This window comes from Rickettsia endosymbiont of Gonocerus acuteangulatus, assembly GCF_964026435.1.
In the GTDB taxonomy this organism is placed as follows: domain Bacteria; phylum Pseudomonadota; class Alphaproteobacteria; order Rickettsiales; family Rickettsiaceae; genus Rickettsia.
In genome coordinates, this window is the sequence record NZ_OZ032147.1 from 1,453,800 (window position 1) to 1,480,211 (window position 26,412).

Sequence of the window (26,412 nt, forward strand, 5' to 3'; positions counted from 1 at the left end):
GGTCCTAAAATTATTTCGAATCGGCAATATACAAAGCTTGTTTAAGTGTGTCAACATAAATTAATAAATCTAATACTAAATATTAATAAAAATAAAAAGTAATTATCATAATTTCCTTTCACAAAATCAAAATAAACTGATATTAATATAGAAAGATGTTAGGGGGTTATTTGTTATTCTAGAGCAGTGTTGCCCGCGGATTGGGAGTCGTCATTGCGAGGAGAGGCAAAGCCGAGGGCAGAGGCAATCTCAGGAATATTACTACCTAATGAGATTGCCACGCTCATTTCATTCGCTCGCAATGACGACCATAACCCATTCAGCATCTTATTAATCAAAAAAAGTCTAAAAAATTATGCGTTATTTATTTATTGTTTTACTACTCTTATTTGTAAATGGTTGTAATTTAAAACCTGTTTATGATACAGAATATAGTAATAGTGAGGTAGTTAAAAATTTAGAATCTATTGAGGTAGAGTCTATTAAAACAATAGAAGGGGCTGAATTTTATCACCGATTAACAAGTATCTTGCCACAAAAAACAAAAGCGAAATATATTCTTAAAGCAGAACTAGCAGGGGCAACTACGCCTGCTACTATAGAAAAAAACTCGAATGTTTTAAGGGAGTATATTAATCAGTCAGTCAAATACCAATTAGTTGATATAGAAAGCCAAAAAGTATTAATCAAAGAAAAATTTTATCAATCAACGTCATATAATTCTATTTTTACCCCTTATGCTTCAAGTGTTGAGCGAGATGAAACAGGAATAGACCTTGCCTATGCGGCAGCTGAAGAAATTCGCCGAAGAATAATTTTATATTTTACTCGAAATAATAATTTATGAAATTCTATTTTTCGCAAATTAATCGTTTATTTGAATTAATAGCCAGTGGCAAGGTTAAGGCTCTATTATTATATGGTCCTGATAAAGGTTATATAGATAAAATTTGTCGTCACTTAGTGAAAAAGCTTAACATGCTGCAAACTTCTATAGAATATAGTGACCTTAATATTTCTTCTTTAGAGATATTACTTAATTCGCCTAACTTCTTCAATCAGAAAGAATTAATTAGAATTAGAGGTGTGGGAAATTCAATTGATAAGAATTTAAAAGTAATTCTAAATGATAATTATATTAATTTCCCCGTGTTTATTGGTGAAGATATTAGCTCAAGCAGCAGCTTTAGAAAATTTTTTGAAACTGAAGAATTGCTAGCTTCTCTGGCTTGTTATCATGATGATGATGCAAAGATTGAGAAGATAGTTTTAGAAAAATTAACTAAATGTAATAAAATTATAGATAGGGAAGCACTCATTTATTTAAAAAATCATTTAAAAGGGGATCATGAGTTAGTTTCCAATGAGGTAAATAAGTTGATATATTTTGTTCATGATAAACAAGAAGTTACCTTAAATGACATTAGAGAAGTGCTAAGTAGTGAGATTACGGCAAATGGCAGCGATTTAGCAATGTACTTTTCGCAAAAAGATTACGTTAGTTTTTTAAAAGAACTAGATATATTAAAAAAGCAAAATATAAATGAAGTATTGATGATTAGAGCTTTAATAAGGCATTATCTAAATTTATATATAGTGTTGTCGAAAGTAAAAAATGGGGAGCGTGTTGATTCTGCAATAAAATCGCTATCACCGCCTATTTTTTATCAGTATATTAATGATTTTACCAAAATAGCAAATAATCTTAGTCTAGCTGAGTGCTTGAAGACCTTAAAAATATTGCAACAAGCGGAAGTGGATTATAAATTAAATCCTGCCGGGTTTGATCTTTTACAAAAACTTTTAAATAATAATGAGTTAAGTAATGAAAGAATTGATTATTAGAGATAAGTATGGTCAGTCTACGCCTATGTCTCATAAAGAGTATGAAAAATTTAATCAATTTAAAGATAAGTATTGGGCAGTACAAGCAAAGAATGCAGCTAAAGAAGGTTTTTTATTAGAAAAAGAAAGTAAAGATTTTTTTAATTAAATATTAAAGGTATAGTATGCCAAGACCTGATTTTTCTGATCCTGATAAACAAATTCATGAGATAGTTAGAGTTAACCATGCTGGTGAGTATGGGGCAAAAAGGATTTATCAAGGGCAGTTAAAATATATTAAATCTCAAAATGACTATGTATTAATCAAAGAGATGCTAGAGCAGGAAGAAGTACATCTAGATTATTTTGAGAAAAAATTACTAGAAAAAAAAGTAAGACCTACTGCCTTACTATCTTTTTGGCATCATTATGGATTTTTACTTGGAGCTATATCTTCTAAAATTGGTACAAAAACTGCAATGTTAGTTACGGAGAGTGTAGAAGAAGTAATAGAGAAGCATTATGCACAGCAAATAAATTATTTGGAAAATAAAAGCATTGAACCAGAATTATTAAAAAATATTGTAAAATTTCGGTTAGATGAGATTGAACATAAAGACACGGCTATAATAAATGATAGCGAGCAAGCAATATTTGCGAAAGCAACAAGTAGTGTAGTAAAAGCGATTTGTAGAATTGCTATTAAATTAAGTAAAAAGATTTAATCTTCACTGCTTTCATATTCAAAAAGTTCTGAATATAACTTTTCTATGTTTAGATTAGATTCTGAAGTTTATAGTCTTCTAGGAATTAAGAAAAAATAGGGTGCAGGGGTTAAGCTCCGTTGTTACAATATAACAAACTCCATTATACTTCATGATTTTACTCACTTATAATAACAGACCCCTGGCATAAACTTGACTTATAAGTTTTTGACAGATTGGTCTTGCAACAATGGAGCATAAACATCATTAGCGTTTCATATATTAGTTGAATAATATAAATAGTCAAGAGGTTTTAGTTGTTATATTGATAAAAAATGTAATTTTCAGTTAATAAGTACTATTTTTTATATTTTTTGGTGATATTTTGTGGTAAAATTTGCTTTTAAATAAATAATAATTTATATTTACGTATGTAATCAGAAATAAAAAAATAAAATATGAATAACTCTCACCCTAATACTAAATCTCATTTATTTCATATAGTTGATCCAAGCCCTTGGCCTATTTTAACTTCATTTGCTTTGCTTATTTTAGTTGTTGGTGGTGTTTCATTTATGCATAGCTATAAATTTAACCATTACATACTAGCTTTTGGAGTTATTTCAGTAGCTTATTGCTTATATTCTTGGTGGAGAGACGTAATAAAAGAGGGGATGATAGATCATAGTCATACACAGCCTGTTAGGCATGGTTTAAGAATTGGGATGGCTTTATTTATTTTAACCGAAATAATGTTTTTTGGAGTATTTTTTGCATCTTTCTTTAAATCAAGTTTATCGCCTGTTGGTCTTTTAGATGGTGTATGGGTAATAAAACAAGGCGTATGGCCACCACCTAACATTAAAGTTTTTGATCCATTTGATATTCCTTTTATTAATACTTTAATATTACTTTTATCTGGTACTACTTTTACTTGGGCTCATTATGCTTTAGAAGAAGATAATCAAAAAGATTGTGTAACGGCTCTTGGTCTTACTATAATTCTTGGAATATTCTTCACTTGTATGCAAGCATATGAATATTACCATGCTGCTTTTAAATTTACTGATGGTATATATCCGTCTAATTTTTATTTAGCAACTGGCTTTCATGGTGCACATGTAATTATAGGTACTATATTTTTAATAGTATGCTATTTCAGGGCGAGAAGAGGTGACTTTGCTATTAAAAATAAAGGGCATTTAGGATTTGAATTTGCAGCATGGTACTGGCATTTTGTTGATGTAGTATGGTTATTTTTATTTACTTTTGTATATATATTTGGTAGTTAGTCATAGACTATAGACCATAATATGTGATTATAATGTTACTTAAAACAAGTATTTTTGCAATATTTTGGTATATTAATCTAAATTACATATATTTATAGGTTGATTTATATGTAAATAGAATATATTAATCTTTAAATAACTAATTATAATTGAGGTAAAAAATATGAATTTGCGTAAATTAAATGAAGAATTAATTGATTACAATATGTCGCTACGTCTATTATTTATGGTACTTGGTTTAGCTATTATAACAATGTCTATAGATAGTTTAGCTACAGGTAGCGTTGGTGATCCAGTAGGTGCGGCATTATGTAATGTAATTTTAATATTTAGAGGTAATACAGCAAGAGGTATTGCCGTTGTTGGTATAATCGTGTTAGGTATTCAAACACTTAGAGGAAAACTACAATGGGAAGTAGCTTTAGTTATAGTTGCGGCAATTATAATATTATTTAAAGCTCCAGACATAGTATCTATGGTATCAGGTAGTACTATTAATGATACTTGTGGCACTACCAGCGTTAGTTCGTAATTGTTAACATTTAAGTTCTAAAGATAAAGTACTCATAAGATTTGCTCTTATGGGTACTTTTTTTTAAGCTTTAAAAGCTTAAACATTATAAATTCTAGTTTCTATTAAAATAATAAAAACACTTATCAAAAACACACAAAACCTAGCAAAAATATATAAGTTTACAAAATTTTAGAAATTGAATTCTTGAAATCCTTTAAACCTATATGTATATTTAGGTATTAACTGAATTTAAGTTCTTATGAAATTAGCAAAACTATTAAGTGCCCTTTTATGCCTAGGGCTAATTCTAAACGGATGTAAAAGCAAAAAAAGTAACGATGATTTAGTTACTCCTATTTCTACTCTTTATAATGAGGGTGTTACTCTGCTTGAGAAAAAGAAGTATAAAAATGCTGCTGAAGAATTTGGAAAAATATTTTATCAGCATCCGGGTAATGAATTTACGCCGCAAGCAGAGCTAATGCAAGCATACTCATTATTCCTTGCTACTCAATATGAAGAGGCAGTTGATGTACTTGATATTTTCATTAATTTACATCCTGCAAATGTTGATATTGCTTATGCATATTACCTTAAAGCTCTTTCATATTATATGCTAATTTCTGATGTGAATCATGATCAATCCAGAACTTTCTTAGCTAAGGATAGTTTTGAAGATGTAATTACAAAATTCCCAAATACTAAATATGCTATTGATTCATCTTTAAAAATTGATTTAGTAAATGATCATTTGGCTGGTAAAGAGTTAACGATTGGTAGATTCTATTTAAAGAAAAAGAATCCAATGGCAGCAATTAATCGATTTGAAGAAGTAGTCGAAAATTATCAAACTACCTCTCATTGCGTAGAAGCTTTATATCGTTTGACAGAAAGCTATATGATGCTTGGATTACCGGATGAGGCAATGAAATATGCTTCGGTTCTTGGTCATAACTATCCAGATAGTAAATGGTATAGTTATGCTTACAAACTAATTAAAGGCTATACTCGATGAACTTTAAAAATTGGCGTCGTCATTCTATAAGAGCTGCGGTGTGCACATATTATTATATGTGTCCGCTCCTTGCCTTGTGAATTTCTCGCTCTTTTTAAAGTTGATCTTCGTCTATTGCTCTTTATTTATTAGGAGTATATAAATGTTCCAGAGTCTTTCAGTTAGAAACTTTATCCTGATAGACGAGTTAGAAATCGAATTTACTAATGGTTTATGCGTTATCACCGGCGAGACCGGTGCCGGTAAGTCTATATTACTTGATGCTATTTTATTTTGTTTAGGCTATAAAACTTCAAGTGCCGGCATAATAAAGCATGGGAAAGATTATGCAGCTGTTAATATAGTCTTTTCATTAAATGACGAAATAAAAAACTTCCTAACTCAAAATTTTATTGAATCTCTTTTGGGTATATTCCCCGCCGCTTGCGGCGTAATATGGCGGAATGAGCAAATATATACATAAAAGTCATAATGTTATGGTACTGCTGTATCACATGGTATTTCCAGCAAAATATCGCCGAGCAGTGTTTGACGTATCAGTTGATCAAGTATTACGAGAAATATGTTTAGAGATAGAAAAGAGATATCAAATAAAATTTTTAGAAATAGGGGTTGATGAAGATCATGTCCATTTTTTGGTACAATCTGTACCAACCTATAGCGTAACAAAAATAGTAACAACAATTAAAAGTGTTACAGCTCGTCAAATATTTAGACAGTGTCCACAGGTAAAGAAACAATTATGGGGTGGAGAATTTTGGACTGATGGATATTTTACGAGTACGGTAGGTAAGCATGGAAATGAGAATATGATAGGAAAATACGTAAAAAACCAAGGCAAGGAATATCAGAAACTGCATGAGGATCATCAGCTAGCTTTCTTCTAAAATACCCCGCTGCTTGCGGCGGGGATTACTTTTATTTAGAAGAATCACTGCTTATAAAATGCGTCCAAAAAGTAGAGGGACGTAAAAATTTCTTTATCAATAATCAAGTAGTTAATAAAGCTATTATGCAGCAATTAGCTGCTTATTTATTTGAACTTCATGGGCAAAACAATAATATCTCTCTTTTAGAAATCAATACGCAGCGTGACATTTTAGATAGCTTCGGAGATCTTTTGGAACTTCGTATGCAGCTTGCTAAATGCTATCAAGCTTGGCAAATTATCCGCAATGAAATTACTGAAATAGCACTTAAACAAAATTCTATAGAGCAAGAAATTGATTATTTAAGCTTTGTAACTGAAGAGCTGACTAAGCTTAATGTTCAAACAGGCGAAGAAGAGCAGCTAGCAAATATACGAAAAGATTTGCAAAATAAAGATAAAGATTTGCAGCTAATCAAAGATATTCTAGAGCAGGTTAATAATCCTGAAATAAATAGCTCAATTAGTAAAGCAGAAAAACTATTAGCAAAGCAAAGTCAAAATGAAGAATTCGTAAATATTTCTACAAATTTCGAAGAAGCTTATAATAATTTGGAAGAGGTAAGACAAAATTTATCGAATCTTCTAGAAAATTTTAACAAGTTAGATTATAACCTTGAAGAAATAGAAGAAAGATTATTTGCAATAAAAGCGATTAGTCGGAAATATAATGTTTCTGCTGATGCACTTAAGACATTTTTAGAGGAATCTTTAAATCAGCTAAATAGCTTGAAAGGTAAAATAGCAAATCAAGCAGAATTGCAAGTGCAAGAAGCAAAATTAAGTACAGAATATTATAAACTTGGCAAAAATTTATTAGCAAAACGTCTTGCCGCAGCAAAACGTTTAGAAGAAGTGGTGCACCATGAATTAAAGCAGCTGAAAATGGAAAAAGCTACCTTTCATGTTAATATAGCAGAAAGAAAAGAACCGGCAGCATACGGCATAAATGATATAGTTTTTAAAGCTTCTACTAATCCAGGGATGGCTCTGGAGGCAATTAATAAAATCGCTTCGGGTGGTGAGTTATCAAGATTTATGCTTGCTTTAAAAACTTCTTTATTTAACAAGATGGTTAAACCTGCTATTATATTCGATGAAATAGATGTTGGGATTGGCGGTGAGGTTGCGGATAAAGTCGGCGAAAGGCTTAAAAAGCTTAGCTCAGCTACGCAAGTGATAGTTATAACGCATCAGCCTCAAGTGGCAGGAAAAGCAGATTTGCATATAAAAATTGAGAAAACGCAGTTAGAAAAAGAAACAAAGGTAACAGTAAAAACTTTAAATTTAGGCGAAAGACAGCAAGAACTTGCCCGTATGATTTCAGGTAAAGCAATTACTGAAGCAAGCTTAAAAGCGGCGAAAGAATTACTTTGTCATCCTGTGGCTTGACCACGGGATCCAGAAAAACAATAAAAATATAAAAAGCTCGATTTCTCTCGCTTTATGCTGGATCCCGTAAACGAGTCACGGGGGTGACACCGAAAAAGTTTTGCTCCTCGCAATGACAAACAATAAGAACATATGAACAATTACAAAAAACTAGAAAATGAACTTTCAACCATCTCAAATTTTGAGAATATCTTAAGCATATTATATTGGGATATAGCGGTGAATATGCCTATAGGGTCAGGGTGAGAGTAGGACAAACGAGATGTTGTCTTTAACGTCGCTAGTTCATTCTTTGGTTAAATCCCCGTTGCTTAAAGAGTTAGTTAGCAGAGCAAAGGAAGAGGCAAAAGATCTTGATAAATGGCAAAATGCTAATATAAGAGAAATTGAGCGGAAGATATTAGATGCAAATTGTATCGATGAGGAATTACAAAAAAGAATAGTAGCTGCAACTACCAAAGCTGAACTTGTTTGGCGAAAAGCAAGAGAGACTAATGATTATAATTTATTTAAACCTCATTTGCAGAAAGTTTTAGATTATACAAGAGAAGTTGCTAAAGTCCGTGCAGGTGTATTTAATTGTAGCCCGTACGATGCGTTGATTGATATATATGATCCAAGTAGAACAAGCAGTGAGATTAAAAAAGTTTTTTCATATGTTAAAGAAAATCTTTCTGAGCTTATCGGTAAAGTTTTAGAAAAGCAAAAAAGTCAAAAAGCATTAGTTAAAAGTACTGAATTAAGTCATGAAATACAAAAAAATATCGGCAAGCGTATAATGGAAATTATGCAGTTTGATGGGAGCAAAGGGCGGCTTGATGAGTCTACTCATCCTTTTTGTGGTGGAACGCCGAATGATATACGCTTAACTACTAGATATGATAAAGATAATTTCATAAGCGGTTTAATGGGTATTATTCACGAAACCGGACATGCTTTATACGAGCAGAACTTACCGGAAATATATAAAGGGCAGCCGGTCGGACGTGCTAAAGGCATGGCTTTTCACGAAAGTCAGTCTTTATTTATGGAAATGCAGGTAGGTAGATCAAGAGAATTTACAGAGTTTTTAGCAAAATTACTTCGTGATGAATTTAACCTTAAGTCGGAAGAATATTCGGCAGATAATTTATATATGGCAATTACGAAAGTTGAGCCTGACTTTATTAGAGTGAACGCTGATGAGGTAACTTATCCAATGCATGTAATATTGCGTTTTGAAATAGAAGAATTACTTATTAGCGGTGAATTAAATCTTGATGAATTGCCAAATTTTTGGGATAGTAAGATGCAGGAATATTTAGGAATAAAACCTAGAAGCTTTAGTGAAGGATGTTTGCAAGATATTCATTGGTCTAGCGGATGGTTCGGTTACTTTCTAGCTTACACAAACGGGGCAATTATTGCCTCAATGGTGATGAAGAAAGTAAAAGAGATAAACAAAAACGTAAAAGATGATATTTTAAAAGGTGACTTTAGTAACTTAAATAATTATTTGAATAAAAATTTTAGAAATTTCGGTTCACTAAAAAATTCACCTGATTTGCTAAAAAGTGCTAGCGGTGAGGAAAATATAAATCCTGAAGTGTTTATTAAGTACCTAGAAAGGAAGTATTTGTAATAAATGAGGTGTCATGCCGTGACTTGTGTCTAGGTTTTTGCGTGGCTCGCAAAATAAGTACAATGTCAATCCCGCGAAGGCGGGGATCCAGTATAAAGCGAGACAGACCGAGCTTTTAGCTTTAGAAACTTGCTGGGTTTATGCTTTTTTTCTGGATTCCCGCCTTCGTGGGAATGACATCTAATCAAAAAACAAACCAAACAATAATATGGAAGAAAATTTAAAAAAAACAGGTTTTTTATTCGGTGGGAACGCTGTTTTTATTGAAGAACTATATAAACAATATTTAGAAAATCCTGCTTCAGTTGATCAAACTTGGCAAGAGTTTTTTGCGGGCGTTAAGGATAGCAACGAGCTTCTTAATAAAAGTACCGCTAAAGTAATTATAAAAACAGCAGTTACAGAAGAGTCCCAAACTTCAGAAAATCCTGCATCCACCACAAATAATTTTAATGTCGGTGCGATGATAAAAAATTATCGTAAATATGCCCATTATCTTGCAAAACTAGACCCGCTAGGGCTTGAAGTTACTAAAACTAAAGAAGATTTAAAGCTTGGTATAGAGAATTTTGGTTTTACAGCTGATCAGCTTGATAAAGTAATAGAACATAAATTTTTAGACAAAACATATAGTCTAGGTGAGTTGGTTAATTTTCTTGATAAAACTTATGTAGGTTCTATTGGAACTGAATTTGAGCAGGTAGAAAACGAAGAGGAAAAAAATTGGTTATATTCTAAATTAGAATCAGGTGTTATTTCATTTTCCTCGGAAGAAAAGAAAAATATCCTAAATGACTTAGTGGAAGTAGAAGGATTTGAGCAATATCTACATACAAAATTCCCAGGGGCTAAGCGTTTCTCGGTAGAGGGCGGTGATGCTTGCATAGTTGCCATGAATAAGGCTATTGATTTATCTCTGCATCAAGGTGTGGAAGAGATCGTTATAGGAATGGCTCATCGTGGTAGATTAAACACGCTAACTAAAGTAGTCGGTAAACCTTACAGAGCCGTTATTGCAGGCTTTATAAGCGGAAGCGTATTCCCTGACGAGCTAAATGTTTCAGGTGACGTAAAATACCATTTAGGCTATTCATCGGACAGAGTCATAGGTGATAAGAAAATACATTTGTCGCTAGCTGATAACCCGTCACATTTAGAAGCTGTAAATCCAATAATTGCAGGTAAAGTAAGAGCAAAGCAGGACATACTTAAAGACACTAAACGCAGTAAAGTTAAAGCTATTTTAGTCCATGGTGATGCTGCTTTTTGTGGTCAAGGGGTTGTGGCAGAAAGCTTATCTATGTCACCACTAGCTGCTTATAATATTGGCGGAGTTCTACATTTCGTAATTAACAACCAGCTAGGTTTTACAGCTAATGCTGCAGATACCAGAGCCAGCAGATATTCTACGGAATTTGCAAAAATAATAGCAGCCCCGATTTTACATGTTAATGGCGATGATATAGAAGCAGTATTAAAAGCTACAAATATTGCAGTGGAATATAGGCAAAAATTTGGCAAAGATGTTATTGTGGAAATCATTTGCTACCGAAAATATGGGCATAATGAGGGTGATGAGCCGATGTATACACAAGGCAAAATGTATAACATCATCAAGAGTAAGCTAACACCTGGAAATATCTATGCAAATGAGCTAGTGAAAGGTGGCGTAATCGATAATAATTATTTTGCTAAATTAAAAGAACAGTTTAAAGCAAAACTTGATAAGGAATATGAGCAGGCTAAGAATTATAAACAAGAAGCTCATTTTTTAGGTGGTTTATGGCAAGGTATTAGCAGCACTCGCACGCAAGCAGCAGTAACAGGGATAGATAAAAAGACCTTACAAAATCTAGGGACTAAGCTATGCGAAATGCCGAAAAATTTTGCCGTTAATCCAAAATTGGTTAAATTATTTGATGCTCGAAAAGCTGCTTTAACAGCAGATCAGCCTATTGACTGGGCAACAGCTGAACAGCTCGCTTTTGCAAGCCTGCTTACATCCGGTACTAATATAAGATTAACAGGGCAAGACTGCGGACGTGGCACTTTCTCGCATCGTCATTCGGTGTTACATAGCCAAGTTGATGATACTACTTATATACCTCTAAATAATTTGTCCAAAGAGCAAGCAACATATGAAGTAGCAGATAGTAATTTATCTGAATATGCTGTGCTTGGTTTTGAATATGGTTATTCGCTAGCAAACCCAAAAAATCTAGTTTTATGGGAAGCTCAATTTGGTGATTTTGCTAACGGAGCTCAGATTATTTTTGATCAATTCATTTCAAGCAGTGAAACAAAATGGCTTCGTATGAGCGGGCTGGTAGTTTTATTACCACATGGTTTTGAGGGGCAAGGACCAGAGCATAGCTCAGCAAGACTTGAGAGATTCTTGCAGTTAGCAGCTGAGGATAATATGTATGTTACATATCCTACTACGCCTGCTTCAATTTTCCATCTGCTTCGTCGTCAAATAATTGATAACGTTAGAAAACCATTAATCGTGATGTCACCGAAATCCTTGTTGCGTCATAAGAATGTGGTTTCTAAACTTGATGAATTAGGTAATAATACTACTTTTTCGCCGGTTTTAGATGAAGTAAATAAACTAGAAGCAAGCAATATTACTAAAGTAATTTTATGTAGTGGTAAGGTGTATTATGATCTATTTGAAATGCGTGGCAGTAATAGTAATATAGCAATTATCAGGCTTGAACAATTATACCCATTTGAAAAAAAGGTTGTAGTAGAGCTGTTAAAAAAATATAATAAAGCAAGTGAATTTATTTGGTGTCAGGAAGAGCCAATGAATATGGGAGCTTGGAGATATATAACCTCTCACCTAAATAATGCTTTAAAAGAAGCGGGAATTAATAACGAATTCAAATATATAGGTAGAGAAGAATCAGCATCTCCAGCAGTTGGCTCATTACAAGCACATAATAAGCAGCAAGAAGAAATATTAAAAAAAGCGTTAAATTAAGAGATAGCTTTGAAATTTGGTTTCATTCCGTGGCGATTTTACCAGCGTGTATCGAAAAACGCTTTCGATGTCATTCTATGGCTTGGGAACTAGAGCCAGCATAAAGCGAGAGTAATCGAGCTTTTTAGCTTTTAAGGCTTACTGTATTATAATTTTTTATTACTGGATTCCCGCCTATGCAGGAATGACATGCGAGTTAGGCAATAACGCCGGACAAGCCACGGGATGATAGGTGTGAGTTAAGCCACGCAACTAAGTCATAAAGTATATAATAATTTAGGATAAAAAATAAGGAAACAAATATGGGTGTTAAAATTATAGTACCGTCTCTCGGTGAATCGGTAACAGAAGCGACTATTGCCAAGTGGTATAAGAAAGAAGGCGATGCTGTTAAAACCGATGAGTTATTGTTAGAAATTGAAACCGAGAAAGTAACATTAGAAGTTAATTCTCCATGTAATGGTACTATAGGCAAAATAATAAAAGCTGATGGAGCAAATGTTGCGGTTGGTGAAGAAATAGGCGATATAAATGAGGGGGAAGCTGTAGCAACAAATAATAACGAAACAGCAAAGCCTCAAGCAGTTTCCCAGCCTGCTCCAGAAAAGCCAGCAGAAAAATCCGCAGTAGCTAATAATACTCTTGCTCCATCTGTACAAAAATTAGTTACTGAAAATAAGCTTGATCCAAATAATATAAAAGGAACAGGTAAAGACGGTAGAATTACCAAAGGCGATGTGTTGGAAACGATGAACGCTCCTGCTCCTGCCACTACTACTTCTTCAGCTAAAACTAATGAAGAAAGAGTGCAGCGTGTGCGTATGTCACGTTTGCGTAAAACCATAGCACAGCGTTTAAAAGATTCACAAAACACAGCTGCTATTTTGACTACCTTTAACGAAATAGATATGTCAAAAGTGATAGCTCTGCGTGGTAAGTATAAAGATGAGTTTGAAAAAAAACACGGCGTGAAACTTGGTTTTATGTCATTTTTTGTTAGAGCAACTATCGAAGCGTTAAAGCTTATTCCATCAGTAAATGCTGAGATAGATGGTGATGATTTAGTATATAAAAATTATTATGATATAGGTGTAGCTGTTGGAACTGAGCAAGGTCTTGTGGTACCAGTGGTTAGAGATGCTGACAAGATGGGATTTGCCGATATTGAAAAGACGATAGGGGGACTTGCTAAAAAAGCAAGAGATGGTAAGCTTTCTATGGCTGATTTATCAGGTGGTACATTCTCGATTTCTAATGGTGGTGTATATGGTTCGCTTTTATCTACTCCTATTATTAATCCGCCTCAATCTGGTATTTTAGGACTACATAAAACTGAGGAAAGAGTAGTGGCTATAGATGGTAAAATTGAAATACGTCCGATGATGTATATAGCTCTATCATACGATCACCGCATAATTGATGGAAAGGAAGCTGTTTCATTCTTAGTGAAAATTAAGGAGCTGATTGAAAATCCAGAGAAACTATTATTAAATTTGTAATAAGTATATAATAATGATAAAAAGTACTCGTCGTATTGAGTTCGATGCAGGGCATAGAATTATCGGTCATAAAAATAAATGTCAATATCTGCACGGTCATCGCTATGTTCTCGAAATAACTATAGCAGCAAAAAATACTGATGAACTTGGTATGGTAGTGGATTTTGGCTTGATTAAAGATTTAGCTAAAGGCTGGGTTGATGAAAATTTTGACCATAGCCTAATTTTGCATCAAGATGATAAAGAAATCGGGCAGAAAATTGAAAGTCATACAGGTCAAAAAGTATATTATTTAAATAATAATCCGACGGCAGAAAATATTGCTCTGCATTTAAAAAATGAGATTTTCCCTAAGCTTTTTGAAAGTCAAAAATTCTTTGTTACTAGCATAAAACTATTCGAGACACCTAATTGCTTTGTTGAGGTCTAAGCATGCAGGATTATGCCTTGGTCTTAACTACGACTAATGATTTACAAATTGCTGAAAAAATAGCCTCTCTATTATTAGAGTCAGATCTTATTGCTTGCATACAAATTGATGATGTGAAAAGTTACTTTAAATGGGCTAATAAAGTAGCTTTAGAAAAAGAATATAGAATTGTGATTAAAGCAAAATCTTCTAATTATAAAAAGATTGAAAATAAAATTCTTGAAGTTCATAATTATGAATTACCGCAAATAATAAAAATAAATATTGACTGCGGTCTTCAAAAATACTTAGAATGGATTAATCAAAATAGTAAGTAAACCTATGGTTGAATTAAAATTAAATTAAGTAAGTATATTCGGAGTAAAAAATGAAATTATGGCAAAAAGTTACCTTAGGTCTAATCTTCGGTATTATATTCGGTATTTACCTACCGCAATATGTTGATTATATTAAGCTAATCGGTGACATATTTTTACGTTTGATAAAAATGATCATTGCACCACTAATTTTCTTTAGCTTGGTTTCAGGTATTACTAGTATGAATGATACTTCTGCCTTAGGCAGGGTAGGCATGAAAGCGGTAGCAGCTTTTTTAGGGACTACGTTTTTTGCTACAGTTTTTGGTCTTGCTGTTGCGGCAATATTGAAACCTGGCGTAGGCATGCATATAGATTTTTCTCCTTCCGGCTCTAGCAAGGTTGAGAGAACATCGTTTAATATAATAGATTTCTTTGTAAATATAGTACCTGATAATGCTGTCGGTGCTTTTGCAAATGGTGATGTTTTGCAAGTAGTATTTTTTGCTGTCTTTGTTGGGATTACCTTAAATAAAATGAAAGCAGCAGCGAAACCTATTACTGATTTAATACATTTAATGTCGAAATTAGTACTAAAAATGATATCATTTGTTATTCAATTATCACCTTATGGTGCTTTTGCTCTAACAGCTTGGATTATAGGTACGCAAGGTATAGAAGTAATGATAAGCCTTTCAAAGCTTGTTATAGCGGTTGTTGTGGCGATGACATTCCAATATCTAGTATTTGGTTTACTTATATATATATTTTGTCGTGTATCCCCTATACCTTTTTACAAGAAAAGCTTTGAGTATCAGATACTTGCTTTTTCTACTTCAAGTAGCAAAGCAACTCTTTCAACTACTATGCAAGTTTGTCGTGAGAAACTTGGTATTTCGGAGTCTAGCACTTCTTTTGTGTTACCGATAGGTGCTTCAATTAATATGGATGGCTTTGCTATAAATTTATCGCTTACTACTATCTTTTTTGCTCAAATGATGGGAGTAACGCTTGCTCCGCATGATTATTTAGTAATTATTCTAACCTCAACTCTTGGCTCAATTGGCGGTGCTGGTATTCCAGGAGCTTCATTAATAATGCTACCTATGGTGCTTTCATCTGTACATTTACCGATTGAGGGTGTAGCAATTATTGCAGGTATTGACCGTATACTTGATATGCTTCGTACTACCATTAATATAACAGGTGATGCAACAATTACTATGCTTGTCGATAATAGCGAAGGGACATTAGATAAAGAGGTTTACTTATCGTAAATTTAGCTCAATTCTAATGCTGCCTCTTCTAAAGTTTTTAATTGATCACGAAGCTTTGCTGCTTGTTCAAATTCAAGATTGCTTGCAGCTTTAAGCATTTCTTTTCTTAGTTTATCGATATGAGCTTTAAGCTTAGCTGGATTTTCAAATAAATTATGGGTTTGTTTTTTATCAAGCTTACTATCGACTTTCTCAAGCTCTGCTAAAGCATGTATAGTGCGGTTGATGGTTTTTGGAATTATGCCGTATTTTTCGTTATGTTCTTGCTGAATTGTCCGTCTACGCATTGTTTCGCTAATAGCTTTGTCGATGGATTTAGTCATTTTATCGGCATATAGAATAACTCTTCCCTCACTATTTCTTGCAGCTCTACCGATCGTTTGTATTAGCGATACTTCCGAACGCAAAAACCCTTCTTTATCAGCATCAAGTATGGCAACTAAGCCGCATTCAGGAATATCTAATCCCTCACGCAACAAGTTAATTCCAACTAGAATATCAATTGTTCCTTGTCTTAAATCCCTTAATATTTCTATACGCTCTAATGTATGAACGTTAGAATGCAAATAAGAGGTTTTATATTTAAGTTCCTGCAAATAATTGGTTAAATCTTCTGCCATTTTTTTGGTAAGAGTTGTAACTAATACGCGGAAGCCTTTGGCAATCGTGCTTTGAATTTCGCCCACTAAATCCTCAACTTGATTAGTAGCAGGCTTAATAATGCATTCAGGATCAAGTAGCCCCGTAGGTCTAATTATTAACTCTACAACTTCGCCGCCGGTTTCATTTAGTTCAAAAAGTGATGGCGTTGCTGATACGAAAACAGTTTGTGGTCTAAAATTATCCCATTCTTCAAATTTTAGTGGTCTGTTATCAAGAGCTGACGGCAAACGAAATCCATGCTCTACTAGCACTTCTTTCCTTGCTCTATCACCATTATACATAGCTCTAATTTGCGGTACGGATACGTGGCTTTCATCAACAAATAATAACGCATCTTTTGGGAGATATTCAAACAAAGTGGGAGGTGGCTCTCCAGCTTTACGACCTGTGAAAAAGCGGGAGTAATTTTCCACACCTTTACAGCTGCCTGTTTCGGTTAGCATTTCCAGATCGTACTGAGTGCGTTGATTGATCCTTTGTGTTTCTAGTAATTTATCTTGCGATTTTAAGAATGCGATACGTTTTTGCAACTCTTCTTCAATTTCCGATATTGCTTTATTTACTGTCTCTTTTGGCATTACGAAGTGAGAATTACCATATATTATAGCCTTATCAAGCTTGGCAAGTTTTTCACCAGTTAGTGGATCGAATTCGTGAATATACTCAAGTTCATTACCGAAAAATGATAAACGCCAAGCCTTATCACTATAGTGTGATGGAAAAACATCAACACTATCCCCCTTAACCCGAAAGCAACCACGTTCAAAACCAATATCATTACGCTCATATTGCAAATTCACTAGATCATTAAGTAGCTTATCACGAGGGTAACTTTTACCAGGTTCTAAATTAACTGTCATTTGATAGTATAAATCCGGCGAGCCAAGACCATAAATGCAAGAAACCGAGGACACAACTATAACATCACGTCGTTCTAATAGTGATCTTGTAGCTGAGTGTCGCATCAAATCAATCTGCTCGTTAATAGAGGAGTCTTTTTCTATAAAAACATCAGTTTTCGGAATATAAGCTTCCGGCTGATAATAGTCGTAATATGACACAAAATATTCAACCGCATTCTTGGGAAAAATTGATTTCATTTCAGAATAAATTTGTGCAGCTAGTGTTTTATTATGTGCCATAATAAGCGTCGGTCGGTTGGTTCTTTCTATGATATTTGCCATAGTAAAAGTTTTACCTGAGCCTGTAATACCCAGCAACATCTGCGAACGCTTTTTGTTGTTCAAGCCCTTGATAATTTCATCAATTGCTTTTGGCTGATCACCCGCTGGTTTATAATCTGATATGATAGAAAAGTTAGTCATTTCTTTTTTCTTGCTTTAAAACCTATAGTCTTACATAATATATTAAAATTCAATAAAAGAGTATAACATTATGAATAAAGCTATATTACACACAATTATTATTTATACCCTAGCTCAATGTCCCTACTGCCTAAAAGCTAAAGAGTTACTTAATGAGAAAAATGTTGCTTATGAGGAAATTGAAGTTAGTAACTTTACTGATGCAGAAAAGAATAAACTAATTCAAAAAGCAGGTGGTAAAAAAACTGTACCGCAGACATTTATAGATAATATGCATATAGGTGGCTGTGATGATTTATACGATCTTGACAAAGAGGGAAGATTAGATAAGTTGCTAGAAGGACAGCCGAAGAAGAACTAAATATATGTCACCCCGTGGCTTGGATCGCAGCATTACCCCGTTGTCATCCCACGTAGGCAAAGCGTTGTTGCATGGCTCGAAAAACGCCCTGTATATCATTCCCGCGTAGGCGGAATCCAGAAAAATAAACATAAAAGCAGCAAGTTTCTAAAGCTAAAAGCTCGTTTTGTCTTGCTTTATGCTGGATCCCCGCCTTTGCAGGGATAAAATTGTACTTGTTTTTTAAGCCATGCAACAAAGCCTGTAGGCAGGGATCAAAATAAAACTAAAAGTCAAAACTTACGCTATGTTATAGCAAATATGCTAAAAACTCTTATTACACAGCAATGTTTTATAGTGAAGCACTTCATAATATCCCTTAATTCATGGGCATTATATCAAACATAGCGTAAGTTTTGAAGTAATAAAAATGTATTGGGTATATATATTGTGTTCCGATCGCAATGGTACTTTATATATTGGCGTTACTAATAATATATTGCGTTACTAATAATATATTGCGTCGTGCTTATGAACATAAGCAAAAAGTGATTAAAGGATTTACATCAAAATATAATATTATAAAACTTGTTTATACAGAAGAATTTGCTGACATCAAAGAAGCTCTTGCTAGAGAAAAAGCTTTAAAAAAATGGAATCGTAGCTGGAAAATAAAATTGATAGAAAGTATTAATCCTAAATGGAACGATTTAGGCGAATGTATTTCTGGATTCCCGCCTACGCGGGAATGACATAAAAGTCATGAAACAATGTCGGACAAGCTCGCAGGATGACAAGAATAAAACTGATCCACGTAACAATACATCAAACAATGCCTAATCAACATAGAAATTCATTTTATTCACTTCTGCCTTATTTATGGTCGAAAGATTTTAACATACGCTTGCGGATTGTTACTTCACTTATTTGTTTGTTGCTTGCTAAAGTAATAAATATTTTCGTACCTATAGTTTATAAATACTTAATAGATGGCTTAAATAAAAATTTAGCCCTTTCGGTTATTATCGGAATGATTATGGTATATGGTGGAACTAAAATATTTGTTCAGATATTTAACGAGTTACGCAATATTATTTTCTCAAAAGTCGGGCATCAGGCTACTCGTTTGGTTGCTCTAAATGTCTTTAAGCATATGCATAATTTAAGCTTACGGTTTCACATTACCCGAAAAACCGGCGGCTTAAGTAGGTCAATAGAGCGTGGCACTAAAGGCATAGAAGCGGTGCTGCGTTATTCACTATTTAATATTCTTCCGACAAGTGTAGAAATCGTACTTGTAAGCGGGATATTATGGTATGTATATGGCATTTGGTTTTCTTTCACTATCTTAGTAACCATGTCAATTTACGTTCTTTACACTTTCCTAATTAGTACTTGGCGGATTTCGTTTGCACGAGAGATGAATCAAAGCGACAATACCGCAAATAATAGGGCAATCGATAGCCTGCTGAATTTTGAGACTGTTAAATATTTTAGTAATGAGGAATATGAAGCCTCTAAATTTAATGAGGCACTACAAATTTATGAAAAATCAGCTACAAAAACGACCAATAGTCTGTCAATTTTAAACATAGGGCAGGATGTTATAATATCCCTTGGGCTTGTTGCTCTTATGATACTATCGGCGACTAAAATAAATCAAGGTAAAATGACTGTTGGCGATTTAATCATGGTTAATACTTATCTTTTCCAGCTATCAATCCCACTTTCAATACTTGGTTTTGCTTATAGAGAAATTAAGAATGTTCTAGTGGGTATGGAAGATATGTTTAATCTTTTAGACATACCAGAAGAAGTAGAGGATGCTAAAGACGCTAAAGAGCTTACTATATCAAAAGGCGAAGTCGCTTTTAAAGAGGTGAATTTCGCTTATAATCAAGAACGCCCGATTTTGCATAATATCAGCTTTACTATAGATAGTGGTAAGACGCTTGCGATAGTCGGGAGTAGCGGGGCTGGTAAGTCAACCATCTCACGTTTGCTTTTCAGGTTTTACGATATTAATAGCGGCAGCATTATGATAGATGGGCAGGATATAAGAAGAGTTACACAAAACTCGCTCCGCAAAGCTATTGGAATCGTGCCGCAAGATACTGTCCTGTTCAATGATACAATATATTACAATATTGCTTATGGTGATAATTCGGCTAGCTATGATGAGGTTATAGCTGCTTCAAAGAACGCCCATATTCATGAGTTTATTACTAGCCTGCCGGAAGGGTATGAAACTCAAGTAGGTGAGCGTGGTTTAAAGCTTTCAGGCGGTGAGAAGCAACGCATTGCCATAGCAAGGACGTTACTCAAAAATCCATCTATATATGTGTTTGATGAAGCAACAAGTTCGCTTGATACTAAAACTGAAAAGCTAATTCAAGCAAGTCTTAAAGAAATATCAGAGCATTATACTACCTTAATTATTGCTCACAGATTATCAACAATAATCGACGCTGATGAAATTATTGTTTTAGATAATGGCTATATAGTTGAGCGTGGCAACCATAAAACCTTGCTGAAACAAAAAGGCTATTACGCAGAACTATGGTATAAACAGCAGGAAGAGGAAAACAACCATTAACATATTTACTTCTTATTAATTTTAAAGTATAAGAGTTTTTCAACTAAAAATTTAAGGAGAAAGATTATGTTACCTAGTAATAAAAATCCTGATAAAAATTTGCAGAAATTACAAGTTATCAGTGATAACATAACTAAACTTATTATTTATAAACCGCCAGGAGTTATCAATAATAATATAGGTGAGCTTGTCTTACAAGAGCCACAAGTTATCGACGATAATATACCTGAACTTACTCTTCGTGAACTACAAGGATTTATCAATAATAATATAAATTTAAAAATTAACAATATTAATGTTAATAGTAGAGGTCGCTTTTCTGTTAGTATTTCCGGTAATGTTGATTTTGTAAATCCAATTTTAAAAAATTCTTGGAGTGGTGGCACTATAACAGGAAATTTAGGAACTACCAATTCTCTTGCTGGTATTATTACACAGGCTGATACTAATCTACTAAGCATGTTGAAGCAACTAGATATATGAATGTAAACGAGATTAATTTTGACGGAATTGCTCCAAGTGAACACTCAGCTCATATTAAATATATAGAGCAAAATTTAGGAGTAAAAGTATTTTATCCGGCAGCACCTGAAGGAGATCCAGCTATAAAAATAGATGGTATGAAAGTTATAGGATTAACCTCCGAAGGGAAATATCTAGTTGATGAAATATAGAAAATTAATAATCATAGGTTTGTCTTCTATATCATCCTTGTTTAAGGTTTATTTGTATAGGTTAAAAAGTGCTTTCGGTGTCATCCCGTGGACAAGCCAATAGTACCGGACAGTTATTAAAAAAATGTTATATTTTATTCAGGTGTAGGTGATTTTATATGTCATTCCCGCGAAAGCGGGAATCCAGGAAAAAAAAAGTCTAAATACAGCAATTTTTTAGAATATAAAAGCTTGATTTATCTCGCTTTATGCTGGATTCCCGCCTACGCGGGAATGACATAGAATAATAACTGTCCGGTACTATTGGACAAGCCACGGGATGACACAGGGGGAAAATGATCCACGCAGGCAAAGCCTCACGCGGGAATGACATAAAGGGTGCAACAACCTAGTTCCCAAGCCCTAGTGTGACAAAAGCGGAAATTACATTCAACTTATAAATTTATTGACTTTTTAGTAGTCATATATAGAATCGTAACCGGAATAGTTAATGTTATTCTGGGACTTCAAAAACCCAAACCCAAGATGGGCAGTATCAACCATAAAATGATACAAACCTCGACTGCTATGGTTGGGGTGATAATAGTCATGTTCAAGGTTTAAGGTGTAAACCTTAAACCTAAAAGCTATTATGACTGATCTTAGGCAGTTTTTTGAACGCCCCGACCACCAAAATTATATAATTTGGTGGTTTTAATTATTCGGGAGTCATCAAATGTCAAATCAAAATAAAAAAACCATCAACAATATTACGTTAGATCTCGTTGAAAAAGAGATAAATATTCTCAAAGACGAAGTTTTGCACATTTATTAGAAAACCCCGCAACAGAAGAAAATATTGAAAGAATAGAACAACGTTTAGAGGAACTTGAAAAAATGCTTTATAATGTTGTATAGTTATTGTTATATCTTCCTTGCTTAAGGTTTGTTTGGATAGTTCGAAAAGCATCCTCGGTGTCATTCCCGCGGAGGCGGTAATCCAATAATAAAAAAACATAAATAAAACAAGTTTTTAAAACTAAAAGCTTGATATATCTCGCTTTACCCTGGATTTCCGCCTACGCGGGAATGACATATAAGGTCACCTATACCTGAATAAAATATAACATTTTTTTAAACTGCCGGGTACTATTGAATAAATCACGGAATGACGGGGGAGAATGAACCACGCAATAAATCTTACAAATCTTTACAATTGTCATTGCTAAAATAAAAGGGACCAGTAAATTGCACGAAAAAGGGACCAGAGAAGTTGGTGTGACCTAATAAGGTTAATGTGCAATATTCACTAGATAATTAAGCAAGTAAATATCTAGTGATACAATGATAAGAATAAATATGTATACAACAATTATCACCCTTTATAAACAAGGCAATAGTCAAAGGAATATTGCCAAACTAACAAGAACAGACCGCAAAACAGTACGAAAAATAATAAACCGCTATGTAGAGGCTGGTACAGAATCCCCAGCAATCTATGAACGATCTTCAGTTTTGGATTTTTGGCACGAAAAAATAATTGAGTTATTAGAAAAAAATCTGAGTTACATAAGAATTTTTGAGGAGTTAAAAAATCAAGGTTATACAAGCAGTTATACTTCTTTGACCCGTTATATCAAAAAATATAAAATTAAGGATAACAGTTGCATTCGTTTTCATACTTTAGCAGGAGAGGAAGCACAAGTAGATTTTGGTGACATAGGCTTACAGTATAATTCTAAAGGGCGTAGAGTTAAAGCATATGTAATAAAAGTAATCCCCGCCGCAAGCAGCGGGGTATTTTAGAAGAAAGCTAGCTGATGATCCTCATGCAGTTTCTGATATTCCTTGCCTTGGTTTTTTACGTATTTTCCTATCATATTCTCATTTCCATGCTTACCTACCGTACTCGTAAAATATCCATCAGTCCAAAATTCTCCACCCCATAATTGTTTCTTTACCTGTGGACACTGTCTAAATATTTGACGAGCTGTAACACTTTTAATTGTTGTTACTATTTTTGTTACGCTATAGGTTGGTACAGATTGTACCAAAAAATGGACATGATCTTCATCAACCCCTATTTCTAAAAATTTTATTTGATATCTCTTTTCTATCTCTAAACATATTTCTCGTAATACTTGATCAACTGATACGTCAAACACTGCTCGGCGATATTTTGCTGGAAATACCATGTGATACAGCAGTACCGTAACATTATGACTTTTATGTATATATTTGCTCATTCCGCCATATTACGCCGCAAGCGGCGGGGAATATACCCAAAAGAGATTTAATATGCGTTTAAGCTATAGTCGCCTTGATTATTATGAAGTAGTGTTTGATCAAAGTTGTCAAACATGGATTCAATGTCATATCAATGCATTTAATTATTTTGCTGGTAGTCCAAAAGTAATAAAACTTGATAATCTTAAAGCTGGAGTAGTAGATGCCAATTTTTATGAGCCAGTATATCAGAAGGAATATAAGTGCTTAGCCGATCATTATGGAATTTTACTTTCTCCTTGTCGAGTGTATCAACCGCAAGAAAAAGGCAAAGTTGAGTCGGGAATAAAATACGTTAAAAATAATTTTTTTGCTGGTCGTAAATTTGATAGATATGAAGAATTAACAAATGGTCTTGCAAATTGGTTAAATAAGGCCAATAGCCGAATACATGGTACTACTAAGAGAATACCTAGAGAACTGTTTGAGCAAGAGGAAAGAAGTAGTTTGATTCCTTTACCATTAGAAACTTTTGATTTGTCATCTTGGCATAATCGAAAAGTAGCAAAAGATTGTCATATTACCATAGATAATAATTATTACTCTGTACCAGCAAAATATATATACAGTGAGGTAATGGTACAATTGTCCCCAAAACTTGTTCAAATATTTTCTATACAAAATGATTTAATAGCAAGACACGTTAGAACAGAGGGCAAGGGGATATTTACCACTAATCCGTCTCATTATGCTAAATACAAACGTCTATGCCCAGGTTTTATAGAATATAGTGAACATTATCAACAACAAATGCAGCAGATAGGGAATAATTGCAGTTTATTATTAGAATCATTACAACAAACAAGAGTGAATGATTGGCAACGTTGTGCACGAGGTATCATTTCTTTACGTAAGGTTTACAATGATGACTTAATAGATAAAGCCTGTCATAGAGCACTACATTATGGTATAAGTTCTTACTCTAAAATTAAGAATATTTTAAATAGTAATGCAGTAAACTTACCATTACCAGAGTTTGGAGGTAATAATGCAGAACTTATTTAATGACCTACGAAGCTTTAGATTATCAGGTATAGTCAATAGTTTAAATGAAAGGATTATTTATGCTCAAAATAATAAACTAGGATTTAAAGAATTTCTATCACTATTATGTGAAGATGAAAAATCTAACCGTAAGGATAATAATTACCGTCGCCGTAAAAGTGCTGCTAAATTGCCGGTAACTAAAAATTTAGAAGACTTTGATTTTAATTTCCAACCAAGTGTTGATGCCAAAGTAATAAGTGATTTATCAACTTGTGATTATATTAATACTAAGGGAAATGTAATATTCATAGGTGATTCAGGAACTGGGAAAACTCATCTTGCCATTGGGCTAGCATTAAAAGCTTTAACACGAGAATACTCTGTATATTTTACTACGGTATCGGATATGCTTTATAATTTACATATTGCAAGAGCAGATAATAGTTATCACAAAAAGGTTAAATTACTCCTATCGTTTGATTTATTAATTCTTGATGAGCTCGGGTTTAAGCAATTGCCAAAACATTCAGTAGAAGACTTTTTTAATATTATTGCTAAACGATATGAAAATAAATCTACCATTATTACCACAAACAAGGATTTTGAAAAATGGAATGAAATATTTGCTGATGAAGTATTAACTCATGCAATTATTGATCGAGTGGTACATCATGCTCATATACTAAACATAAAAGGTAAAAGTTATCGTATTAATAACTATAAATCTGGAGGTAATATGGCATAAAAATTTTTAAATATAGTGGTTCCTTTTTCGTGCAATTTACTGGTCCCTTTTTAATTGACAATGACACAATGATGTATTTTTATATAGGCTATTATTTTGTCCTTTAAAACTAAGCTATTCCTTATTACAATAATTAGCGGTATAATATTATACTTTGCTATTCCTCCTACTCCTCTGCTTGAAAAGGTAAGTTTCTCGCAAAGAGTATTTGATAGAAATGGTGAGTTAATGCGTATCTTCCTTTCTAAAGATGATAAATATCGGATATTTACTCCGCTTGATGAAGTACCGCAAAGCTTTATAGAAGCAGTTTTATTGTATGAGGATAAGCATTTTTATAAACATTTCAGTATTAATCCCAGCTCTTTAGTCAAAGCTTTTTATGCTACTTATATAAAAAATGATCGTAAGATAGGCGGCGCTACTATAACAATGCAGGTATAGCTTAATGCGATAAGGTAGTGACTTATAGTATGAGTTGGATTATACTAAATGAAAAACTTATGGCAAAGGCATATTCATACGATTTAAGAATACGAGTAATAAAAAGTTTAACAGATGGTAAAACAATAAAAGAGACTTCAGAGATATACTCTATTAGTAGGAAGACTATAATAGAGTGGAAAAAATTAAAGAAACAAACTGGGGATGTCAAAGCAAAAAGTGGTTATCATACAGGACATCGTAGAATAATAAGAGACATAGAGGGATTTAAAAAATTTATAGAATTAAATTTTGATAAAACCACCATGGAGCTAGCTAATAACTGGAGTCAAAAAGTATCTGCAAGTACGATATCAAGATTGCTTAATAAATTAGGTTATAGTTATAAAAAAAACTTTTCTTCATCCCAAAAGGGATATTGGTCTAAGGAATGAGTTTATATTGAAACTAAAAACTATAGATAAACAAGATTTAGTATTTATCGATGAGTCTGGGATAGAAGATAATAGCTTGTGTTAGCAACGGAAGTAAAATGATACAGAGCAACGGATAAAAATTGATACAGTATTAAAGTGAAAATGCAAGGACTAAGTAG

General features: G+C 33.5%; 23 protein-coding genes and 5 pseudogenes. 26 read left to right on the forward strand and 2 right to left on the reverse strand.

Features of this window, described 5'->3' with window-relative positions:
- Positions 1-355 precede the first annotated feature (355 nt).
- The 16 genes and pseudogenes from AAGD55_RS09015 to AAGD55_RS09090 all read left to right on the forward strand — a co-directional run bounded on the left by AAGD55_RS09015 (position 356) and on the right by AAGD55_RS09090 (position 15,778).
- Entirely contained in the window at positions 356-847 is a 492-nt protein-coding gene (locus AAGD55_RS09015) for a hypothetical protein (RefSeq protein ID WP_341791222.1), read from the forward strand.
- The gene (gene holA / locus AAGD55_RS09020) at positions 844-1,845 is read left to right on the forward strand and encodes a DNA polymerase III subunit delta (protein WP_341791223.1); all 1,002 of its coding nucleotides are present in this window, start codon (positions 844-846) and stop codon (positions 1,843-1,845) included. Before AAGD55_RS09015 ends, holA begins: the two co-directional genes overlap by 4 nt.
- Positions 1,826-1,993, forward strand: a complete 168-nt coding sequence (locus AAGD55_RS09025; protein WP_341792612.1) for a toxin-antitoxin system subunit antitoxin — start codon at positions 1,826-1,828, stop codon at positions 1,991-1,993. Before holA ends, AAGD55_RS09025 begins: the two co-directional genes overlap by 20 nt.
- Before the next feature lie 16 nt (positions 1,994-2,009).
- Entirely contained in the window at positions 2,010-2,549 is a 540-nt protein-coding gene (locus tag AAGD55_RS09030) for a demethoxyubiquinone hydroxylase family protein (RefSeq protein ID WP_341791224.1), read from the forward strand.
- Between the two features lie 437 nt (positions 2,550-2,986).
- Entirely contained in the window at positions 2,987-3,820 is an 834-nt protein-coding gene (locus AAGD55_RS09035; RefSeq protein ID WP_341791225.1) for a cytochrome c oxidase subunit 3, read from the forward strand.
- A 163-nt stretch (positions 3,821-3,983) separates the two neighbouring features.
- Positions 3,984-4,352 carry a TrbC/VirB2 family protein gene (locus tag AAGD55_RS09040; RefSeq protein ID WP_341791226.1) on the forward strand — a complete coding sequence of 123 codons (369 nt, stop codon included), beginning with the start codon at positions 3,984-3,986 and terminating at the stop codon, positions 4,350-4,352.
- Between the two features lie 241 nt (positions 4,353-4,593).
- Positions 4,594-5,349: an outer membrane protein assembly factor BamD gene (locus AAGD55_RS09045; RefSeq protein WP_341791227.1), complete on the forward strand. Its 756-nt coding sequence runs from the start codon at positions 4,594-4,596 to the stop codon at positions 5,347-5,349.
- A gap of 142 nt (positions 5,350-5,491) precedes the next feature.
- Positions 5,492-5,746 (forward strand): annotated as a pseudogene (locus AAGD55_RS09050) (AAA family ATPase); the annotation flags it as partial.
- 46 nt (positions 5,747-5,792) lie between these two features.
- Positions 5,793-6,236, forward strand: a complete 444-nt coding sequence (gene tnpA / locus AAGD55_RS09055) for an IS200/IS605 family transposase (protein ID WP_341791228.1) — start codon at positions 5,793-5,795, stop codon at positions 6,234-6,236.
- Between the two features lie 38 nt (positions 6,237-6,274).
- Positions 6,275-7,669 (forward strand): annotated as a pseudogene (locus AAGD55_RS09060) (DNA repair protein RecN); the annotation flags it as partial.
- A 132-nt stretch (positions 7,670-7,801) separates the two neighbouring features.
- Positions 7,802-9,290 (forward strand): annotated as a pseudogene (locus tag AAGD55_RS09065) (carboxypeptidase M32).
- A 208-nt stretch (positions 9,291-9,498) separates the two neighbouring features.
- Positions 9,499-12,276 carry a 2-oxoglutarate dehydrogenase E1 component gene (locus AAGD55_RS09070; RefSeq protein ID WP_341791229.1) on the forward strand — a complete coding sequence of 926 codons (2,778 nt, stop codon included), beginning with the start codon at positions 9,499-9,501 and terminating at the stop codon, positions 12,274-12,276.
- A 302-nt stretch (positions 12,277-12,578) separates the two neighbouring features.
- On the forward strand, positions 12,579-13,775 hold the full coding sequence (odhB, locus tag AAGD55_RS09075) for a 2-oxoglutarate dehydrogenase complex dihydrolipoyllysine-residue succinyltransferase (RefSeq protein ID WP_341791230.1): 1,197 nt from the start codon (positions 12,579-12,581) through the stop codon (positions 13,773-13,775).
- A gap of 13 nt (positions 13,776-13,788) precedes the next feature.
- Positions 13,789-14,205, forward strand: coding sequence for a 6-carboxytetrahydropterin synthase (locus AAGD55_RS09080; protein ID WP_341791231.1), 417 nt, complete (start codon positions 13,789-13,791; stop codon positions 14,203-14,205).
- Between the two features lie 2 nt (positions 14,206-14,207).
- Positions 14,208-14,522, forward strand: a complete 315-nt coding sequence (gene cutA, locus AAGD55_RS09085; protein ID WP_341791232.1) for a divalent-cation tolerance protein CutA — start codon at positions 14,208-14,210, stop codon at positions 14,520-14,522.
- Positions 14,523-14,572: 50 nt separating this feature from the next.
- Complete coding sequence (locus AAGD55_RS09090; RefSeq protein ID WP_341791233.1) at positions 14,573-15,778, forward strand: dicarboxylate/amino acid:cation symporter; 1,206 nt, start codon at positions 14,573-14,575, stop codon at positions 15,776-15,778.
- A 2-nt stretch (positions 15,779-15,780) separates the two neighbouring features.
- Here AAGD55_RS09090 and uvrB read toward each other — a convergent pair whose 3' ends face one another.
- Positions 15,781-17,766, reverse strand: a complete 1,986-nt coding sequence (gene uvrB, locus AAGD55_RS09095) for an excinuclease ABC subunit UvrB (RefSeq protein ID WP_341791234.1) — start codon at positions 17,764-17,766, stop codon at positions 15,781-15,783.
- Positions 17,767-17,836: 70 nt separating this feature from the next.
- On the opposite strand from uvrB, the gene grxC reads away from it, so the two are divergent.
- The 6 genes and pseudogenes from grxC (at position 17,837) to AAGD55_RS09125 (ending at position 23,161) form a co-directional block, all read left to right on the forward strand.
- Entirely contained in the window at positions 17,837-18,127 is a 291-nt protein-coding gene (gene grxC, locus AAGD55_RS09100) for a glutaredoxin 3 (RefSeq protein ID WP_341791235.1), read from the forward strand.
- A 409-nt stretch (positions 18,128-18,536) separates the two neighbouring features.
- Positions 18,537-18,858 (forward strand): annotated as a pseudogene (locus tag AAGD55_RS09105) (GIY-YIG nuclease family protein).
- A 38-nt stretch (positions 18,859-18,896) separates the two neighbouring features.
- Positions 18,897-20,702: an ABCB family ABC transporter ATP-binding protein/permease gene (locus AAGD55_RS09110; RefSeq protein WP_410526102.1), complete on the forward strand. Its 1,806-nt coding sequence runs from the start codon at positions 18,897-18,899 to the stop codon at positions 20,700-20,702.
- Between the two features lie 66 nt (positions 20,703-20,768).
- On the forward strand, positions 20,769-21,185 hold the full coding sequence (locus AAGD55_RS09115; protein ID WP_341791236.1) for a hypothetical protein: 417 nt from the start codon (positions 20,769-20,771) through the stop codon (positions 21,183-21,185).
- Positions 21,182-21,376, forward strand: a complete 195-nt coding sequence (locus AAGD55_RS09120) for a hypothetical protein (protein WP_341791237.1) — start codon at positions 21,182-21,184, stop codon at positions 21,374-21,376. The genes AAGD55_RS09115 and AAGD55_RS09120 overlap by 4 nt, the downstream gene beginning before the upstream one ends.
- Positions 21,377-22,714: 1,338 nt before the next feature.
- Positions 22,715-23,161 carry a helix-turn-helix domain-containing protein gene (locus AAGD55_RS09125; RefSeq protein WP_341791238.1) on the forward strand — a complete coding sequence of 149 codons (447 nt, stop codon included), beginning with the start codon at positions 22,715-22,717 and terminating at the stop codon, positions 23,159-23,161.
- Here the strand turns inward: AAGD55_RS09125 and tnpA (AAGD55_RS09130) are convergent.
- Positions 23,158-23,601 carry an IS200/IS605 family transposase gene (tnpA, locus tag AAGD55_RS09130; RefSeq protein WP_341790826.1) on the reverse strand — a complete coding sequence of 148 codons (444 nt, stop codon included), beginning with the start codon at positions 23,599-23,601 and terminating at the stop codon, positions 23,158-23,160. The two genes, AAGD55_RS09125 and tnpA (AAGD55_RS09130), sit on opposite strands and share 4 nt — an antisense overlap.
- Between tnpA (AAGD55_RS09130) and istA the strand changes: the two genes are divergently transcribed.
- From istA to AAGD55_RS09150, 4 genes and pseudogenes are all read left to right on the forward strand, one after another.
- Entirely contained in the window at positions 23,594-24,646 is a 1,053-nt protein-coding gene (istA, locus tag AAGD55_RS09135; RefSeq protein WP_341791239.1) for an IS21 family transposase, read from the forward strand. The genes tnpA (AAGD55_RS09130) and istA overlap by 8 nt on opposite strands.
- A complete protein-coding gene (gene istB / locus AAGD55_RS09140) occupies positions 24,630-25,373 on the forward strand; it encodes an IS21-like element helper ATPase IstB (RefSeq protein ID WP_341790851.1) in 744 nt (247 codons plus the stop codon). Before istA ends, istB begins: the two co-directional genes overlap by 17 nt.
- 96 nt (positions 25,374-25,469) lie before the next feature.
- A pseudogene (locus AAGD55_RS09145) lies at positions 25,470-25,814 on the forward strand (transglycosylase domain-containing protein); the annotation flags it as partial.
- A 32-nt stretch (positions 25,815-25,846) separates the two neighbouring features.
- On the forward strand, positions 25,847-26,251 hold the full coding sequence (locus tag AAGD55_RS09150; RefSeq protein WP_341791052.1) for a helix-turn-helix domain-containing protein: 405 nt from the start codon (positions 25,847-25,849) through the stop codon (positions 26,249-26,251).
- Positions 26,252-26,412 lie beyond the last annotated feature (161 nt).